General features: G+C 75.4%; 11 protein-coding genes. 4 read left to right on the forward strand and 7 right to left on the reverse strand.

The window, feature by feature from the left end; all coding sequences use genetic code 11:
• Positions 1-270 precede the first annotated feature (270 nt).
• Both IE287_RS19210 and IE287_RS19215 read left to right on the forward strand, forming a co-directional pair.
• Positions 271-1,314, forward strand: coding sequence for a LacI family DNA-binding transcriptional regulator (locus tag IE287_RS19210; RefSeq protein ID WP_189850305.1), 1,044 nt, complete (start codon positions 271-273; stop codon positions 1,312-1,314).
• Positions 1,315-1,389: 75 nt separating this feature from the next.
• On the forward strand, positions 1,390-2,301 hold the full coding sequence (locus IE287_RS19215) for a phosphatase PAP2 family protein (RefSeq protein WP_189850306.1): 912 nt from the start codon (positions 1,390-1,392) through the stop codon (positions 2,299-2,301).
• Here the strand turns inward: IE287_RS19215 and IE287_RS19220 are convergent.
• Both IE287_RS19220 and IE287_RS19225 read right to left on the reverse strand, forming a co-directional pair.
• Positions 2,285-3,853 carry an amidohydrolase gene (locus IE287_RS19220; protein WP_189850307.1) on the reverse strand — a complete coding sequence of 523 codons (1,569 nt, stop codon included), beginning with the start codon at positions 3,851-3,853 and terminating at the stop codon, positions 2,285-2,287. The genes IE287_RS19215 and IE287_RS19220 overlap by 17 nt on opposite strands.
• On the reverse strand, positions 3,763-5,313 hold the full coding sequence (locus IE287_RS19225) for an APC family permease (RefSeq protein ID WP_189850308.1): 1,551 nt from the start codon (positions 5,311-5,313) through the stop codon (positions 3,763-3,765). Before IE287_RS19225 ends, IE287_RS19220 begins: the two co-directional genes overlap by 91 nt.
• A gap of 146 nt (positions 5,314-5,459) precedes the next feature.
• Between IE287_RS19225 and IE287_RS19230 the strand changes: the two genes are divergently transcribed.
• Positions 5,460-6,113, forward strand: a complete 654-nt coding sequence (locus IE287_RS19230; protein ID WP_189850309.1) for a TetR/AcrR family transcriptional regulator — start codon at positions 5,460-5,462, stop codon at positions 6,111-6,113.
• A 64-nt stretch (positions 6,114-6,177) separates the two neighbouring features.
• Here IE287_RS19230 and IE287_RS19235 read toward each other — a convergent pair whose 3' ends face one another.
• The 3 genes from IE287_RS19235 to IE287_RS19245 form a co-directional block, all read right to left on the reverse strand.
• On the reverse strand, positions 6,178-7,374 hold the full coding sequence (locus IE287_RS19235; protein WP_189850310.1) for an NAD(P)/FAD-dependent oxidoreductase: 1,197 nt from the start codon (positions 7,372-7,374) through the stop codon (positions 6,178-6,180).
• Positions 7,375-7,497: 123 nt separating this feature from the next.
• Entirely contained in the window at positions 7,498-8,442 is a 945-nt protein-coding gene (sigJ, locus tag IE287_RS19240) for an RNA polymerase sigma factor SigJ (RefSeq protein WP_189850311.1), read from the reverse strand.
• A gap of 61 nt (positions 8,443-8,503) precedes the next feature.
• On the reverse strand, positions 8,504-11,491 hold the full coding sequence (locus tag IE287_RS19245) for a bifunctional [glutamine synthetase] adenylyltransferase/[glutamine synthetase]-adenylyl-L-tyrosine phosphorylase (protein WP_189850312.1): 2,988 nt from the start codon (positions 11,489-11,491) through the stop codon (positions 8,504-8,506).
• A 587-nt stretch (positions 11,492-12,078) separates the two neighbouring features.
• Between IE287_RS19245 and IE287_RS19250 the strand changes: the two genes are divergently transcribed.
• A complete protein-coding gene (locus tag IE287_RS19250) occupies positions 12,079-14,043 on the forward strand; it encodes a PIG-L family deacetylase (RefSeq protein ID WP_229883578.1) in 1,965 nt (654 codons plus the stop codon).
• A 25-nt stretch (positions 14,044-14,068) separates the two neighbouring features.
• Here IE287_RS19250 and IE287_RS19255 read toward each other — a convergent pair whose 3' ends face one another.
• Together IE287_RS19255 and IE287_RS19260 are read right to left on the reverse strand one after the other, a co-directional pair.
• A complete protein-coding gene (locus tag IE287_RS19255) occupies positions 14,069-15,325 on the reverse strand; it encodes a cytochrome P450 family protein (protein ID WP_373307865.1) in 1,257 nt (418 codons plus the stop codon).
• Positions 15,322-16,605: a cytochrome P450 gene (locus IE287_RS19260; RefSeq protein WP_189850314.1), complete on the reverse strand. Its 1,284-nt coding sequence runs from the start codon at positions 16,603-16,605 to the stop codon at positions 15,322-15,324. Before IE287_RS19260 ends, IE287_RS19255 begins: the two co-directional genes overlap by 4 nt.
• Positions 16,606-16,803 lie beyond the last annotated feature (198 nt).

Genomic DNA, 16,803 nt, shown 5'->3' on the forward strand with positions numbered 1-16,803 from the left:
TTACATCCGCGTGTCCCGAAGGTTGCCGACGGGCCGCTTGACAGGGGCGCGGAGGGGCACCTTCCGCCCTTTCGCCCGGTATCTCCGCCCCCGTACGGGCCTGCGGGTGTCCCCCGGCCGGATCGGAACAGCTCGTTCCGCAACAACCGTCACCTGCGTCCCACCGCAAGACCTGCAAGACCTTGCGGTCGTCTTGCGGGTCCTTCCGGCGCGAACGGGACCCTTCCCCCTGGTGGGCAATACGCGCGGTGACCGGTACAGTCCACTCTCATGACCGCGCGGCTCGCCGACATCGCAGCCCAGGCGGGGGTCAGTGAAGCCACAGTCAGCCGCGTGCTCAACGGCAAGCCCGGTGTGGCCACCGCCACCCGTGAATCCGTCCTTGCCGCACTCGACGTGCTCGGCTACGAGCGACCGGTACGGCTGCGGCAGCGCAGCGCGGGCCTGGTCGGGCTGATCACCCCCGAACTGGACAACCCCATCTTCCCGGCCCTCGCCCAGGTCATCGGGCAGGCGCTGACGCGCCAGGGTTACACCCCGGTCCTCGCCACCCAGACCCCCGGCGGATCCACCGAGGACGAGCTCACCGACATGCTGGTGGAGCGCGGGGTGGCCGGCATCATCTTCGTCTCCGGTCTGCACGCGGACACCACGGCCGACACCTCGCGCTACGACCAGCTGCGCGGCAAGGGCGTCCCGTACGTCCTCATCAACGGCTTCTCCCCCAAGGTGCAGGCGCCCTTCGTCTCCCCCGACGACCGGGCCGCGATGCAGCTGGCGGTCACCCACCTCGCCGCCCTCGGCCACACCCGGATCGGGCTGGCCGTCGGACCGAAGCGCTTCGTGCCGGTGCTCCGCAAGATAGAGGGCTTCCGGAAGGGGATGCTGGACCGGCTCGGTCTCACCGCCGAGCGGTCCGAGGAGCTGATCCAGCACTCGCTCTACACCCTGGAGGGCGGACAGGCGGCCGCCGCCGCCCTGATCGCCAAGGGCTGCACGGCCGTGGTCTGCGCCTCCGACATGATGGCGCTGGGCGCGATCCGCGCGGCCCGGCAGCAGGGGCTGGACGTCCCCAGGGACGTCTCCGTCGTCGGCTTCGACGACTCCCCGCTCATAGCCTTCACCGATCCGCCGCTCACCACCATCCGGCAGCCCGTGCAGGCGATGGGCCAGGCGGCGGTGCGCGCCCTCCTGGAGGAGGTCGGCGGCACCCCGGCCCCGCACTCGGAGTTCGTCTTCATGCCGGAGCTGGTGGTGCGGGGTTCGACGGCGTCCGCACCGGCCGTCGCGCCCGCCCCGCTGCCTAGTCCCTGAGACGGAGAGGGTGCGCCCCACACCCGTCGGAGGGATGATCGGTCGGGGGGCGTGGATCTGGCAAACTCTCTGCCTATGGGTGAAACGACCGTGAAGAGTTTGGACGACCGGACGACCCCGTCGTCACCCATCGTGGCCGACGGCCGGTGGGCGTGGCTGCGTGCGCGCAGCCCCCGGCGCCCGCGCATCTGGTTCGAACTGCTGCTGATCGCGGTCAGTTACTGGGTGTACTCGCTGATCCGCAACGCCGTGCCGGAGCAGAAGGCCGAGGCGCTGCGGAACGCCGACTGGATCTGGCGGACCGAGGAGTCCCTCGGCCTCGCCTTCGAGCACGCCGTGAACCACGCGGTGAACTCGGTGACCTGGCTCATCGTGTCGATGAACTACTACTACGCGACGCTGCACTTCATCGTCACCATCGGTGTGCTCGTGTGGCTGTACCGATGGCAGCCGGGCCGTTACGCCGCGTTCCGCACCGTCCTCTTCGCCACCACCGCCGTGGCCCTGGTCGGCTACTACCTGTATCCGCTCGCGCCGCCCCGGCTGATGGAGGGCAAGGACTTCATCGACACGGTCCTGGTGCACCACACCTGGGGCTCGATGGCCTCGGGCGACCTCAAGCACATGTCGAACCAGTACGCGGCGATGCCGTCGATGCACATCGGCTGGTCGACCTGGTGCGGGCTGACGATCTTCTTCCTGGCGAAGGCGCCGTGGGCCCGGATCCTGGGCCTGCTCTACCCGGCGGCCACGCTGGTCGTGATCGTCGCGACCGCCAACCACTTCTGGCTCGACGCGGTGGGCGGCCTGATCTGCCTCGCCTTCGGCTTCGTCGTCGCCTACTTCTGGTACGGCACCTGGCCGCACCGCCTGTCGAAGCAGGTGGAGCCGCTCACGGCGGTCGCGCCGGCGGCGCCCGCCCCCGCGCGGGGGACGGACGCGCCCGCGCCCGCGGACCGCGAGGAGCCGGTCAGCTCCGGAAGGTGATCCGCCCGCCGCTCACGGCGAGGCGGACCGGGGCCCCCTCGGCCTCGTCCGCCGGCGCCTCGGCCGGGTCGAGGCCGAAGGCGGTGAGATCGGCGCGGAGCCCCGGGGCGATCCGTCCCGTCAGCCCCTCCTCCCCCGCCGCGTGGGCGGCGTGGGTCGTCATGCCCTCCAGCGCCATCAGTCCGGTCAGGCCGTGGCGGGCCGAGGCGGCGCCGCGCGGGGCGCGGGCGGTGGCGAGGACCTGGCGGGCGTCGAAGTGCGCGATGGGCCAGTCCGAGCCGAGCGCCAGGAAGGCCCCGGCGTCGCGCAGGTCGCGGCAGCGCCAGGCGCGCGCGGCGCGCTCCTCGCCGAGCCGCAGGGACCACTGGTCGGTGTGGTCGGCACGGGTGTAGGCGGTGTGCGGGGGCTGCATCGAGGCGGCGACGCCGAGCGCGGCGAAGCGGCCGAGCTGGTCGTCGGGGACGGTCTCGATGTGTTCGATCCGGTGGCGGGGGCCGCCGGGTCCGAAGGTCCCGGCGGTGTCCAGGACGTGCCGGACGGCCGCGTCGCCGATGGCGTGGGTGGCGGTGCCGACGCCCGCCCGGTGGAGCCGGCGCACGGCGGCGGAGTACGCCTCCGGGTCGGGCCAGAAGGCGTCGGTGCCCTGGCCGTGGCAGTCGGCGTGCTCCAGCCAGGCGGTGCCGCCCTCGACCGTGCCGTCCATGAAGAACTTCACGCCGCCGACCCGCCAGTTCCGGCCGGCCCGCTCCTGGAGCCGTACCAGGGCGTCCAGCTCGTCCTCGCCGGCGCCGGGCATGCACCAGGGCGCGAGCCGGAGCCGTACGGGCAGGTCGCCGTCCTCCTCGATCGCGGCGAGCAGGCCGGGCACGTCGGGCCCGCCGAGGTCCATGACGTGGGCGGTGGTGAGGCCGGTCGCGGCCATGCCGGAGAGCAGGGCGACCAGGCGGTCGCGGCGCTCGGCGTAGGGGGTGACGGGCAGGACCGGGGTCATCAGGTCCATGGCGGCGTGCTCGTTGAGATGGCCGGTGGGCCGCCCGTCGGCGTCGCAGACGATCTCGGAGCGCTGGTCGAAGGCGCGGGGGCCGTCGATGCCCGCGGCCTTGAGGGCGGCCTCGCTGGCGAGCGCGGAGTGCCCGTCGTAGAGGCGGAGGAAGGCGGGGGCTCCGGCCAGCACGTCCTCGACGAGGTCGCGGTGGATCGGGCGGCCGCCGAAGGCGTTGTGGTCGAGGCCGAAGCCGAGGATCCAGCCCCCGCGCCGCTCGGCGGAGCGGAGCGCGGCGCGCAGTCCGTCGAGGTCGGTGACGGCGGAGAGGTCGGTGCCGGTGAACATCTCCAGGCCCCACACGGGGTGGCTGTGGGAGTCGGTGAGGCCGGGGACGAGGGTGGCGCCGGCCAGGTCGACGGTCTCGGTGCCGGGCCCGGTCCAGTCGCGGACGTCGGCGGCGGAGCCGACGGCGGCGATCAGTCCGTCACGGACGGCGACAGCGGTGTGGCCGGTGAGCTCGGGGGCGCGGACGCGGGCGTGGACGAGGACGAGGTCGGCTGCGGACACGGCTGGGGTTCTCCTTGCGGTGCGGGGGCGGTGGCGGGCTCGGCGGCGAAGCGGGCGTAGACCTCGGGGCGGGTGCGGCGCAGCCGGCGCGCGAGCAGCAGGCCGAGGAGGAGGACGGCGGGGACGAGGGAGACGAGGACGGTGTTGACGGTGGCCGACGCGGCGGTGAAGAGCTCGACGTTCGCCGTGACGAGGGTGATCGCGCCGGCGAGCAGGACGAAGGCGGCGACCGGGGCGACCAGGGTGCGCCAGACGCCCTCCCGGTGCGGGGTCTTGCGGAAGAAGCAGGGGACGGCGAGGGCGGCGAGCAGCTGGAGGACCATCAGGCCGAGCATGCCGGGGGTGTTCACCCAGAGCAGGAGCTGCTGGTACGGGTCGGCCCCGGCGAGCGCGAAGGCGAGGACGACGACGGCGCCGAGCGCGGTCTGCGCGGCCCCGGCGAGGTACGGGGAGCGGTGGCGGGGGTGGATCCGGCCGAGGACCTTCGGGAGGACGCCCTCCTCGGCGAGGGCGAGGGTGTAGCGGTTGATGGCGTTGTGGAAGGCGAGGAGGGAGGCGAGGACGCTGGTGACGATGAGGACGTGCATCAGGTCGGCGGCCCAGGCTCCGACGTAGGTGGTGACGGCGGCGAAGAAGAGGCCGCCGGGGTCGTCGGCGGCCGCCCGGACGACCTCGTCCTCGCCGAAGGCCTGGATGACGGTCCAGACGACGAAGGCGTAGAAGAGGCCGAGGAAGGCGACCGCGAGGTAGGTGGCGCGGGGGACGGTCCGGTCGGGGTCACGGGCCTCCCGCCGGTAGATGACGGTGGACTCGAAGCCGGTGAAGGCGGCGAAGGCGCAGGCCAGGACGGCGGCGGTGCCGCCGGTGAGGACGTGCGCGGGGGCGAGTCCGGCGACCGAGAGGCCGTCGGCGCCGCCGTCGAGGAGGACTCCGGCGGCGAGCAGGACGAGGATGCCGGTCTCGGCGACGAGGAGGACGCCGAGGAGCTTGGCGCCGAAGTCGATGGAGCGGTAGCCGCCGTACCAGACGACCAGGAGGCCGGCGAGGGAGACCGGCAGCCAGGGGACGTCGGCGCCGAAGGCGGCGGCGGTGTCGGAGGTGGCGGAGCCGAGGAGGCCGTAGACCCCGATCTCCATGCCGTTGTAGCCGAGCATCGCGACGAGGGCGGCGGCGATGCCGAGGGGGACGCCGAGGCCGCGGGTGATGTACGCGTAGAAGGCGCCGCCGGAGCGGACGTGGCGGCTCATGGTGGTGAAGCCGACGGCGAAGACGGTGAGGGTGACGCCGGCGAGGAGGTAGCCGACGGGTGCGCCGATGCCGCCGAGCAGGATGGCGACGGGGGCGACGCCGGCCATGACGGTGAGGGGTGCGGCCGCCGAGACGACGAAGAAGGTGATGTCGCTGGTGGTGAGGGTGCCGGGGCGGAGGCCCGGCGGCTGGTCGGGGGTGGTTCCGGGCATGCGCGGGGAAGCCCTTCCGTGGCAGGGGGTTCCGTGGGGAGAACGGAAACCTAAAGGCTTTCGGTTGGCGCAATGTAACCTCGGCTTCGCCCGTCGGGGAAGAGCCCGCCGGGAAAGTCGGGAACGTGAACAGGGAGTGACCTCGCATGGGCCGGCCGCGCAGACCCCTCCTCGACCTGGAGCGGATCACCACCACGGCGCTCGCGGTCGTCGACGAGCTGGGCGACCTCAGCGTGCCGCAGATCGCGAAGCGGCTCGGGGTGCAGACGGCCTCCGTCTACCACCACGTGAACGGGCGGGACGGGATCATCGAGCTGATGCGCGAGCGGGTGGCCTCCGGCATCGACACGGAGGCGCTCGTCCGGGGCCCCTGGGAGTCCGGCATGGCCGCCTGGGCCCGCTCCTACCGGGCCGCCTTCGCCGCGCACCCGCGCGCGATCCCGCTGCTCATGGCCTCGCCCGTGCGGGCGCCGATGGTCCTCGGCCAGTACGAGCGGGCGGTGGCCCTGCTCCTGGACGCGGGCTTCGCGCTGCCGGACGTCATGCCGGTCATCATCGGCCTGGAGAACCTGGTGCTCGGTTCGGCGCTGGACCTCGCCGCGCCGGAGGCGATGTGGGAGGTGGCCGACGCGGCGGCCACCCCGCGCCTGGCCGCCGCGCTCGGCGCGGCCCCGGAGGGCCGCGCCGACCACGCCTTCGAACTGGCCCTCGCGGCCTATCTGGCCCACGTCCGGGGCCTGGCGGCCGAGGGCCGGAACGTCCCGGCGACCCCGGACCCCGGGTCGCCGGGCGCGCCGTAGCGGCCCGGCCGCGCACGGCGCCGGTGAGCCCCGGTGGAGCCGGGGCTCCGCCGGGGCCGGGTCCTCAGGCGGTCGCGCGGGCCGGGGCGGTCTCGCGGAGCGCCGGGGCGGCCACGCGGCGGCGGCGGGTGGGCAGGCCCATGGTCGGGTGGGCGACGCCCCAGACGGCGCCCTTGCAGATGATCTCCTTGTAGAGGACGGCGGTGCGGCCGGTGAGGGCCTTCTCCTTGGCCCGGTCGTCGGCGGTGACGAACTGGATCAGCGCCTCCCCCCGGCCCAGCGAGACGCACTGCTGGAAGTAGCGGATGGGGACCGTGGGCACCTCGGCGCCGGCGAGCCGGGCGGCGAGGGCGTCGGCGGCCTGCCAGGCCATGGGGACGCCCGAGGCGCAGGACATCCGCAGCGGCCTGCCCTCCGGACCGACGGCCAGCGCCGCGTCGCCGACGGCGTAGACCTCGGGGTGGGAGACCGAGCGCATGGTGGCGTCGACCACGATCCGGCCGTCGTCGCCCAGGTCGAGGGCGGTGGCGGCGGCGATGGGGTGGACGGCGAAGCCGGTGGTCCAGACGGTGACGTCGGCCGGGACGACCGCACCGTCCTCGGTGGTGACCCGGTCCCCGGCCACGGCGGCGACCGGCGCGTGCTCGTGGGCGGTGACGCCGAGCCGCGCCACGACCTTCCGCAGGTGGCCCCGGCCCTTCGCGGAGAGCCAGTCGCCGAGGCCGCCGCGGACCACCAGGGCCACGTCGAGGTCGGGGCGGCTCTCGGCGATCTCGGTCGCGGCCTCCAGCCCGGTCAGTCCGCCGCCGACCACCGCCACGGTCCCGCCGGCCGCCAGCCCGTCGAGGCGCGCGCGGAGCCGGAGGGCACCGGGTCGGCTCGCGAGCTCGTGGGCGTGGTCGGCGACCCCGGGCACCCCTCCGTCGTTCCAGCCGCTGCCGAGGGCGTAGACCAGCGAGTCGTAGGCCAGCTCCTCGCGTCCGGCGGCGCCGTCCACCGCGACCGTCCTGCGGTCGACGTCGACGGCGGCGACCCGGCCGAGCCTCAGCTCCACGCCGGTGCCGGCGAACATCGCGTCGAAGGGGCGGGGGGCGAAGTCCTGGCCGGCCGCGAGCTGGTGCAGGCGGACCCGCTCGACGAAGTCGGACTCGGCGTTGACGAGGGTGATGCTCACGTCCTCGCGGCGCAGCCGGCGGGCGAGGCGGCCGGCGGCGACGGCTCCGGTGTAGCCGGCTCCGAGGACGACGATGCGGTGCTCCATGACCGTGCTCCTGTCTGCGGGTCCGCGCCGTCTCTCCGGCGTGGTGTCGCCCCTTGAACCGGGCGGCCCCGCGTTTCCTGACAGGTTTCCGGTGTGACCCGCGTCACATCCCCCCAGGGGGTGTCAGAAGGCGAAGAGCGGTGCCTCCCCGTGTCCCCCGGCGGCCCACCGCTCGGTGGCGCGGTCCAGCTTGTCGGGGTTGACCTGGCTGCGGACGGCGACGATGCCGTCCGGCGTGACCTCCAGGCAGGTGATCCCGATGACCCGGCCGTCCACGACGGCGACGATGGCGGGCCCGCCGTTGGCGGTGCCCGCGTAGAAGGAGGGCGAGCCGCCGACCAGGGCCCGCTTGGCGTCGCTCGGCTTGAAGAGGCCGCGCAGGAAGGTGGCGACCGCGACCGCGCCCTCGAAGGCCCGGGCCCGGGCGGGGACCTTGCCGCCGCCGTCGCCGATGGCGGCGGCGTCCCGGGTGAGCAGCTCGATGAGGGGTTCGGTGCGGCCGCTGGTGGCGGCGGCCAGGAACTCCTCGACGATCCGGCGGGCGGCGGCCTCGTCGATCTCGGTGCGGGCCCGGCCGTCCGCGAGGTGCTTCTTGGCGCGGTGGAAGATCTGCTGGCTGGCGGCGGTGCCGATGTCGAGGATCTCGGCGATCTCCGCGTGCGCGTAGCCGAAGGCCTCGCGGAGCACGTAGACCGCCCGCTCGTTCGGCGTCAGGCGCTCCAGGAGGACGAGGACGGCGTACGAGACGGACTCGCGCTGCTCGGCGGTGTCGGCGGGGCCGAGCATCGGGTCGCCGGCGAGCAGCGGCTCGGGCAGCCACTGGCCGACGTAGGTCTCGCGCCGGGCGCGGGCGGAGGTGAGCTGGTTGAGGCAGTAGTTGGTGAGGACCTTGGTGAGCCAGGCCTCGGGGACCTCGATGCGCCCGACGTCGGCGGCCTGCCAGCGCAGGAAGGTCTCCTGCACGGCGTCCTCGGCCTCGGCCGAGGAGCCGAGCATCCGGTAGGCGATGGCCTCCAGACGGGGCCGGGCCGCCTCGAACCGGTGCACGTCACTCATGATCAGGGCCATGCCGGGATCGTATCCGGCCGGTCCCGGCGCGGCGACGGGGCGTCGCGCCGGGATCCAACCGTCAGTCCCCGTAGAAGAGTTCGTCGACGACCGCGCGGGCGCGCCGGGTGATCCGGCGGTAGTCGTCGACCATCTCGCCGACATGACCGGGGGCGTACCCCAAGTAGCGTCCCACGGCGGCCAGTTCGCGCGGGTCGGAGGGGAAGGTGTCGCCGGGGCGGCCGCGGACCAGCATGACCGCGTTGCGCACCCGGGTGGCGAGGACCCAGGCCTCGTCGAGCGTCTGGGTCTCCTCGGCCGGTATCAGCCCGGCGGCGTGCGCGGCGGAGAGGGCGGCCCGGGTGCGGGTGGTGCGCAGGCCCGGCTCGGCCCAGCCGTGGCGCATCTGGAGCAGCTGGACGGTCCACTCGACGTCGCTGAGGCCGCCGCGGCCCAGCTTGGCGTGGAGCGTCGGGTCGGCGCCGCGCGGCAGCCGCTCGGACTCCATGCGGGCCTTGAGCCGGCGGATCTCGCGGACCGCGTCCTCGCCGAGCCCCTCGGCGGGGTAGCGGAGCGGGTCGACCAGCTCGATGAACCGCCGGCCGAGCTCGGGGTCGCCCGCCATGGGGGAGGCGCGGAGCAGGGCCTGGGACTCCCAGACGAGGGACCAGCGGCGGTAGTAGGCCTCGTAGGAGGCGAGGGTGCGGACGAGCGGCCCGTTGCGGCCCTCCGGGCGCAGGTCCGCGTCGATCAGCAACGGCGGGTCGGTGGTGGGCAGCTGGAGGAGGCGGCGCATCTCGGTGACGACCCGGTTGGCGGCCCTGGCGGCCTCCTGCTCGTCCACGCCGGGGCGCGGCTCGTGGACGAAGAGGACGTCGGCGTCGGAGCCGTAGCCCAGCTCGTGCCCGCCGAAGCGGCCCATGCCGATGACGGCGAAGCGGGTGGGGAGTTCGTCGCCCCACTCGGCGCGGACGGCGGCCCGCAGCGCGCCGGCGAGGGTGGCGGCGTTGAGGTCGGTGACGGCCTCGCCGACCCGGTCGACCAGGGCGCCCGGGTCGGAGGTGCGGGGGCTGTCCTCGGTGCCGTACGAGTCGATGAGGTCGGCGGCGGCGGTGCGGAAGAGCTCGCGGCGGCGCACCCCGCGGGCGGCGGCGACGGCCTGCTCGGCGTCGTCCGCCCGGCCCACGGCGGCGAGGACCTCCGGCTCCAGGTGGTCCCGGCCGCGCGGCCGCAGCCCCTCGGGGTCGCCCAGTATGGCGACCGCCTCGGGGGCGCGGAGCAGCAGGTCGGGGGCGAGGCGGCCGGCGGAGAGGACCCGGGCGAGGTTCTCGGCGGCGGCGCCCTCGTCGCGCAGCAGGCGCAGGTACCAGGGGGTCTTGCCGAGGGCGTCGGAGACCTTGCGGAAGCCGAGCAGCCCGGCGTCCGGGTCGGCGGAGTCGGCGAACCAGCCGAGCAGCACCGGCAGCAGGGTGCGCTGGATGGCGGCCTTGCGGCTGACGCCGGAGGCCAGCGCCTCCAGGTGCCGCAGGGCGGCGACCGGGTCGGCGTACCCGAGGGCTTCGAGGCGCTGGCCGGCGGCCTTGGGGCTGAGCCGGGTCTCGCCGGGGGCGAGCTGGGCGACGGCGTCGAGCAGCGGCCGGTAGAAGATCTTCTCGTGGAGGCGGCGGACGACGGAGGCGTGCCGCCTCCACTCCTTGTCCAGCGTGGCGACCGGGTCGGTGCGCAGGCCGAGCGAGCGCCCGAGGCGGCGCAGGTCGCCCTCGCCCTCGGGGACGAGGTGGGTGCGGCGCAGCCGGTACAGCTGGATCCGGTGCTCCATGGCGCGCAGGAAGCGGTACGCCTCGTCGAGCTGGGCCGCGTCGGCGCGGCCGACGTAGCCGCCGGCGGCGAGGGCGGCGAGCGCGTCGAGGGTGGAGCCGCTGTGCAGGGTGGCGTCGCTGCGGCCGTGCACCAGCTGGAGGAGCTGGACGGCGAACTCGACGTCCCGCAGGCCGCCGGGGCCGAGCTTGAGCTCCCGGTCGACCCGGTCGACGGGGATGTTGTCGACGACCCGGCGGCGCATGGCCTGCACGTCGGTGACGAAGTTCTCGCGCTCGGCGGCCTGCCAGACCAGCGGCGAGACGGCGTCGACGTAGGCGCTGCCCAGCTCCGGGTCGCCGGCCACCGCCCGGGCCTTGAGGAGGGCCTGGAACTCCCAGGTCTTCGCCCACCGCTGGTAGTAGGCGAGGTGGGAGGAGAGGGTGCGGACGAGCGGGCCGTTGCGCCCCTCGGGGCGGAGGTTGGCGTCGACCGGCCAGATGGTGCCCTCGACGGTGGTCTCGGAGCAGATCCGCATGAGGTGGGAGGCGAGCCGGGTCGCGGCCTGGAGCGCCTTCGCCTCGTCGGCGCCCTCGGCCGGCTCCCCGACGAAGATCACGTCGACGTCGGAGACGTAGTTCAGCTCGTGGCCGCCGCACTTGCCCATGGCGATCACCGCGAGCCGGCACAGGGCCGCGTCGGCGGGTTCGGCCGCCCGGGCGATGGCGAGCGCCGCCCGCAGGGTGGCCGTGGCCAGATCGGCCAGCTCGGCGGCGGTCTGGGCGACGTCGGTGGTGCCGCACACGTCCCTGGCCGCTATCCCGAGGAGGCAGCGGCGGTAGGCGACCCGCAGGGCCACCGGGTCGGCCGCCTCGGCGAGTCCCCGCTCGAACTCGGTCACCCCCGGGTGCAGGTCGGCCGCCTCGTAGGTGACCAGCGCCTCCCAGTCCTTCGGGTGCCGGGCCAGGTGGTCGGCGAGCGCCTCGGAGGCGCCGAGGACCCCGAGCAGCCGGTCCCGGAAGGGCTTGGCGGAGAGCAGCGTGGTGGTGAGGGTCTGCCGCTCGGTCTCGGGCTGCGCCTCGACCAGCCGCACCAGGCCGCGCAGGGCGAGGTCGGGGTCGGCGGTGGCGCCCAGCGCGTCCAGCAGCACGGAGTCGCCGCGGAGCGCGGCGAGCTCGGGCAGGTCGAGCAGCCGCTCGGCCCCGGACGGATCGGTGAACCCGTGCCGCAGCAGCCGTGAGAACGTACTGCTCCTGCGTCCCGGCACCGTCATCTCCGCCGCTCCCTCCAGCCGCACGCCCGACGGATCGAGCCTATCCGCAGCGGCGGGGGCGGGCGTGCGGAAGGGCGGGGACCTTCCCGCCGGGCGCGCCTCCCCGTCCGGCGGACCTTCCCGTCCGGCGCGCCTTCCCGTCGGACGGGGTCAGGGTCGGGGCGGGGCCGGGCGCGGTCCGGGGCGGGGCGGGGCGGGTCCGGGGCGGGGCCGGGCGCGGTCCGGGGCGGGGCGGGTCCGGGGCGGGGCCGGGCGCGGTCCGGGGCGGGGCGGGGCCGGGCGCGGTCCCGGGCGGGGCCAGAGCTTTTCGTCCCGCCCGGAACGTTTCCTCATGCCCTGGCCCGGCGCGGATCACACGTGATCTCGGGCACATCGAGCCCCTGGGGGAACCCGCCGACTCCCCCTGCCCTGTAGTCATATGAATCGCCCCCGCACCGCCACGCCGTCGCCGTCCCGTCGCCGGCGCCCCCGACGCGCGCGCTCGCCCCGGCAGAGAGAGCCCTCCCCCGCCCATGTCCGTCCTCCGTCCCTCCAGCCCCTCGCGCCCCCGTCGCCTCATACGCCCCTTCCGTCACCGCCGGTCCCTCGTGACCGCGGTGGCGGCCGCCGCGCTGACCGGCGGCACCCTCGCGGGCGTGCTCACCGCGACGGCCGCCCAGGAGGAACCGGCGGCGGGCGCCCCGCAGGCCCCCGCGACGGCCTCGGTGCTCCAGTTCGTCTCCCACCCCGACGACGACCTGTACTTCATGAACCCGGACACCGCGCAGACGCTGGCCGACGGGACCCCGCTGACCACCGTGTACCTGACGGCGGGCGAGGCGAACGGCGTCAACTCCCGCGCGGCGCGGGCGGCCGTGACCGCGCCGGACAAGCCCGCGTACGCCGAGGCCCGGCAGAACGGCATCCGCGCCGCGTACGCCGAGATGGTCACCGGAGACCGCCGCAGTCCCTGGGACCGGAGCGTGATCCCCACGGCCGGCGGCGGCGAGGCCGAGCTCGACACCCTGCGGGACCACCCCGGGGTGCGGCTGGTCTGGCTCCAGCTGCGCGAGGCGGGCGCGGCCTTCGCCGACCGCCCGGTGAGCCTGCGGGGCCTGTGGCACGGCCGGATACCCGTGCTCGGTTCGCAGCGCGCCTCGGGGACGCCGGTCACCGCGGACTTCGCGTACTCGAAGGAGCAGGTCGTGGCCACCCTGGAGGGGCTGCTCGACCGCTTCCGGCCGACCTTCGTGCGCACCCTGGACCCGACGCCGGGCACCGACGTGAAGGCGGGGCGGCTGCGCGACCACCAGGACCACGCCTACGGGGCCCGGTTCGCGCAGGCGGCGCTGGCCCGGTACGCGGAGCGGCCCGGCCACCCGCCGGTCGGCGTGCAGAGCTACATGGGATACCCGAACACCTTCCTGCCCGCCGCGCTGGACGGGCGCAGCGCCGGGGCGAAGCTGCGCAGCCTGAGGACGTACGCGTGGGTGGACGGGACCGACCACTGCGGCAGCCCGGCGGGCTGCGGCGACCTGAAGATGGCCGACCGGCCGACCGGGGCGGGCTGGACGGGAACCGTGCGGTACGCGCGGGGCGCGTCGTCCGGCTGGCTCCAGCCGGACGCGGACGGCGGACTGCTGGCCTTCGGCGTCCAGGACGGTCGGCTGGCGACCTGGCGCCGGGGGGCCGGGGACGACTCCTGGCGGGGTCCCGAGCTGCTGGCCGGCGGGGGCCTGGACGGCGGCGTCGCCTCCGTGCGGCTGCCGGACGGACGGATCGCGGTCTTCGGCACCCGGACCTCCTTCGAGGGCCCGGCGGGCTACCGGCGCGAGGTCGTCGCGGTGGAACAGGCCGCGCCGGGCGGCGGGTTCGGGGCGTGGCGCTCGCTGGGCACGCCCGGGAAGCGGGACGAGGGCGACCGGACGCCGGACATCAGCGCGCCCGCCGCGGCCGTGGACTCCGCCGGGCGGGTCTCGCTCTTCCTGCGCGACGGCGACCACCGGCTCGCCGGGCGCGAGCGGCGGCCCGGCGGCGACTGGGGCCCGTGGCGGGCGCTCGGCGGGGCGGACCTGCACGGCGACCCGGTGGCGGCGAGCGACGCCCGCGGGCGGACGTACGTCTTCGCGGGGACGCCCCGCACGGTCCTGATGTGGACCGGCGCGTCCGGCGGCGGCCGGCCGGCCGGTCCGCTGCCGACCGGTCTGCCGCCGACGACGATCGCGCTGAGCGCGGGCCCGGCGCCGGCGGGCGAGGGCGTCCGGCTCTGGGCGCACGGGCCCGGCGCCGGCCGGCCGCTCGCGGCCGACTTCGCGGGCCCCGTCCGTCTCGCCCCGGTGCCCGCGCCGGCCGGCGGCGTCGCGGGCTACGGCCCGGTGAGCGGGGCGGGCGGCCTGGTGGCGGCCCGCTCCCGCACCGGCCGCCTCGCCGTGGCGGCCCTGCCGGGCACCGGCGGCGACGGCGGCTGGCGCCTCTCCGGCTTCCCCCTGGCGGGCGCCCCGGCGGCGGGTCCGGACGGGGTGGCCGCACTGGGCCAGGACGGCCGCCTGCACTGGCTCCCGTCCCCGCGCTGAGCCGGGCCCGCCGGGGCGCCCGGAATCAGGTGCCGAGGAGGACCGGGAAGGACTCCAGGTCGTTCTGGGTCATCACCGGGAGGTTGCGGAGCCCGGCGTCCGGGACGGCCAGCCGGAGGTCCGGGAAGCGGGCGAAGAGCGCCGGCAGGGCGATGCCCACCTCCACGCGGGAGAGGGCCGCGCCCGGGCAGATGTGCGGGCCGTGGCCGAAGGTCATGTGCCGGCCCGGCGCCGGGCGGGTGACGTCGAAGGCGTCGGCGTCCGGGCCGTGCCGCTCGGGGTCGCGGCCGATCACCCGGTAGGAGATCACCACGCCCTCGCCCTTCGGGATCACGGCGTCGCCGACCTCGACGTCCTCGGTGGCGAACCGCATCAGCAGGTGGGTGGTGGGGGTGTCCCAGCGCAGGGTCTCCTCGATCACCGCCTCCCAGGGGACCTCGCCGTCCAGCACCATGCGGAGCTGCTCGGGGTGGGCGAGCAGGGCGCGCACGGCGTTGAGGACGAGGCCGATGGTGGTCTCGTGGCCCGCCGCGACCATCGCCTTGAGGTTGCCGACGACCTCCTCCTCGGTCAGCGGCTCGCCGCCCTCGTCGGCGAGGATCAGGGCGGAGGTCAGGTCGTCGGTGGGCAGGGCCGTCTTCGCCCGGACGAGCTCCGTGTAGAAGACGTCGAGGTCGGCGAGGAGGGCGAGCCGCTCGTCCTGCGGGGTGAGCATCGAGAAGAACTTCTTGTACTGCCGGGTGAGCATCGCGTTCGCCCGGGGGTCGACGCCCATGAGCATGCCGACGACCCGCATCGGCAGCGGCTGCGCGAAGACGGCCTTGAGGTCGACGACGGCGCCGTCCCGGCCGCCCTCCTCCAGGGCGTCGAGGAGTTCGGCGGTGAACTTCTCGATGTCGGGGCGGATCGCCTCCAGGCGGCGCGGGGTCAGCGCCTGGGAGGTCTTGGCGCGCAGCCGGCGGTGCTCCTCGCCGTCGACGGTGAACATGGACCGGCCGGCGTCGATCATCCCGATGAGCGGCCAGGCGCGGGTGACCGTCCCGCCGGTCCACAGGTCCCAGGCGTTCAGGTCCTTCACCAGCCGGGGGTCCACCAGGAGGCGCCGGGCGTCGGCGTGACGGGTGACGGCCCAGGCGGGCACGCCGAGGAGGTCGATGCGGGCCAGCGGTCCGGCGGCGGCGATCCGGGCGGTCTCGCCGGCGAGGTCCCGGACCATCGGGTCGATGACGACGGGCGCGGCCTGGGCGGCGGCGGCCTGGGCGGCTGCGTGCGGGCAGGTCACGAGGGGGCTCCTGTGGTGGGTACGGGGGTGAACCGGACAGGCAGGGCGGTGGTGCCGCGCAGGAAGGCGGACGGGCGGCGGACCAGCTCCTCGGCGGGGACCGCCAGTTCGAGGTCGGGCAGCCGGTCGAGCAGGACCTCGATGCCGGTCCGGGCGATGATCTCGGCGATCTCCTGGGCGGGGAACGGGCAGCGGTACTCGCCGTGGCTGAAGGCCAGGTGGGCGCCGCCGCCGCCGTGCGCGGACGGGGCGCCGCCGGCGGCGCCCTGCCGGACCAGCGGGTCGGTGTTGGCGGCGCCGAGGCCGAGCAGCAGCATGTCCCCGGCCTTGATCCGGCGCTCGCCGAGGCGGGTGTCGCGGACCGGCCAGCGGCCGGCCAGGATCTGGGTGGGGCCGTCCTCCCAGAGCACCTCGGTCATGGCGTCGGCGACGCTGCGGCGGCCGCGGGCCATCGAGTCGGCGAAGTCGGACTCGGTGAGCATCAGCCGGACGGAGTTGCCGATCCAGTCGGCGGTGGTGAGGTGCCCGGCGGCGGTGATCGCCATCAGGTCGAGCACGTACTCCTCGTCGGTGAACTCCTCGGGGAAGGCGAGCATCCGGGAGGTCACGTCGTCGCCGGGCTCGGCGCGCTTGGCGGCGACCAGCCGGGCCATGTGCCCGGCGAACCGCTGGTGGGCGCTCTGCGCCTCCGGGCCGCCGTCGGCCAGGTCCTTCAGCACCCTCGCGATGTCGGCGCCCTCGTCGTCGGGGAAGCCGACGAGGCGGGCGAGGACGAGGACCGGGAGCGGCTCGCAGAAGGCGGCGACGAGGTCGGCGGTGCCGCGGCCGCAGAAGCGGTCGACGAGCCGGTCGGCGAGCTGCTCGCAGTGGCCGCGGATCTCGAAGGGGTCGACCGCCTCCAGGGCGGGCACGACCATCCGGACGTGCCGCCGGTGCTCCTCGCCCGCGCTGAAGTAGATGGAGGGCAGCGGCTGTCCGACCATCGGCAGCAGCGGCCAGTCCTCGGGGACGTGCGGCCACTGGTTCCACCGGCCGACGTCCCGGGGGAAGAGTTCGCCGTCGCTGGTGACCTGGTGGATCTCGCGGTAGCCGATGACCAGCCAGGCGGGGAGGCCGCCGGGCAGTTCGACGGGGACGACCGGGCCGTGCTCGCGCCGCATGGCCCGGTAGACGGCCTGCGGGTCGGTCTGGAAGCCGGGGCCGGAGAGCGGGACGGCGGCGGGGCAACCGGACGGGGGTGCCGGGTCGGGGGCGGACCCGGCGGAGGGGGCGCTCGTCATCGGTGCTGTCTCCTGTGGCGGACCTGTCGGCGACATGGCGGAGCCGTCGGTGGCGCGGCGGAGCCGTCGGTGGCACGACGGACCCACAGTCGATATACGGCCAACGGGTGGTCACTATAGGGAGGTTGGGGGGCTCCGTAACGGTCGTCGGCGATCCGTCTCGCTCCTCGAACGAAAAGATCAGGTCACCCGGTCGGG

The organism is Streptomyces omiyaensis, assembly GCF_014650895.1.
In the GTDB taxonomy this organism is placed as follows: Bacteria; Actinomycetota; Actinomycetes; order Streptomycetales; family Streptomycetaceae; genus Streptomyces; species Streptomyces omiyaensis.